This is a genomic window from Ferdinandcohnia sp. SAFN-114 (assembly GCF_059415045.1).
In genome coordinates, this window is sequence record NZ_JBPFDQ010000185.1 from 1 (window position 1) to 1,772 (window position 1,772).

Here is a 1,772-nt window from a genome sequence, read left to right on the forward strand (position 1 = left end):
GAGGCTGGGACATAACTAGCTTCGAATAGTGATAAAGGAGAATTTGAGTGAACTCAAGTTCTCCTTTATCTATTTTTTGCTATTAATTTTCACACAATCTTATCTGTTGGCCGTGAATTTTCTTAAATTCACGGCCATTAATGCAAGGCCCATTTCATTCTCAACCTTCGATTTTCCACGTACAGAAAATCGAGTGAAATGCAAATTAGCCTTCAAGAATCCAAAAACTGGTTCTACATCAATCTTACGTTGACGATAGATGGCACCTGTTTTTTCTTCTGAAAGCTTCGCTCTCACATATTCTTTTTGATGTTCCCACTTCTCGTTCACCATTAACTTTCGATTATTACCTTCTTTAGCTTTTGTACAGGATGAACGGAATGGGCAGTCAGAACAGTCTTCGCATTCATATACTTTAAATCCCCGTTTAAAGCCTGTTCTATCCGTACGTTCAGATTGATATTTAAATGGAAGATGTCTGTGATTTGGACAAGTGTATGTATCCGTTTCTTCATCGTACTGCCAGTTGTCTGGGTTAAACTCATTTTGTTTATGTTTTTTCTTTTGTTCTTTCAGATACATATTATAGGTAATTAGAGCTTCTCGTTTACGCTTAGAAAGGATATCATCATAATTTTGTTCACTTCCGTAACCTGCATCTGCCACAATATGTTTCGGTAATTCGAAATAATATTTCTCGATTTGATCTAGAAATGGAATTAAAGTACGTGTATCTGTTGGATTTGAAAATAAACTATAGGCAAGCGCGTATTGACCTTCTGTTGCGATTTGTACATTATAACCAGCTTTCAATTGACCATTTTTCATATAATCCTCTTTCATTCGCATGAAAGTTGCATCATGGTCTGTTTTTGAATAACTATTACGTGTGCCAAAGATTTCAAAATCTCGTTGATATTTCTGAATCCGTATAATATAATCAGTCAGCTGCTTATGCACTTGCTTCGGATATTTTCGTTCACTTCTTAGTGCTTTTCTTTCTTCTACGCTCGATGATGTTTCAATTTTTTGGTCATATTCCGTAATGACTTCATTTACTTTTTCAACCATTTGGTCGAGTTCTTTAAGTGTTAATTGTTCATCATTGTCTCGTTCAATTTCAGGTAGGATTTCTTTTTCAAGTAATTCGTTGTACAGTTGATTTGATTTTTCAATTAAGTTCTTGTGGTATTTCTCAATCGCCTTTTTCCACACGAATGTAAATTTGTTCGCATTCGCCTCTATTTTTGTACCATCAATGAAAATGGCTTCTTGATTGATTAATTTCTCCTGTACTAGATGGCAACGGAATTGCACGAAACATTGTCGAATCAGTTCTATTGCTTCGGGGTGAACACGGAAACGATTAATGGTGCGATAACTCGGTTCATAACCTTGGGAAAGCCACATCATACGGATACTATCTTTTAAAAGCGCCTCGATTTTACGTCCAGAAAAGACAGACTGCGAATACGCACATAAGATAATTTTTAACATCATGCGTGGATGATAAGCAGGGCAACCTTCATTTCGAAGAAATGGTTCAAGTGCTTCAGCTGGAATACTTTCAACTAAGTTATGTACATGGAAGGCAATATCATTCTCTTGTAATTTTACTTCTAAATTTAAAGGCAAAATTAATTGATTCATGTTATAATCTTTAAACATAAGGACACTTCTTTCTGTTTGGATTTGGTGTGGTAACTTAATTTTAACAAAGAATGTCCTTATTTTTTATTTAAAAATAATCAAAGCCTGTGAAATTTTACTCA

General features: G+C 34.8%; 1 protein-coding gene. It reads right to left on the reverse strand.

Annotated elements, in window-relative coordinates; genetic code table 11:
• Positions 1-99: 99 nt before the first annotated feature.
• The gene (locus tag ACR65M_RS26770; protein WP_341331490.1) at positions 100-1,668 is read right to left on the reverse strand and encodes an IS1182 family transposase; all 1,569 of its coding nucleotides are present in this window, start codon (positions 1,666-1,668) and stop codon (positions 100-102) included.
• Positions 1,669-1,772: the final 104 nt, after the last annotated feature.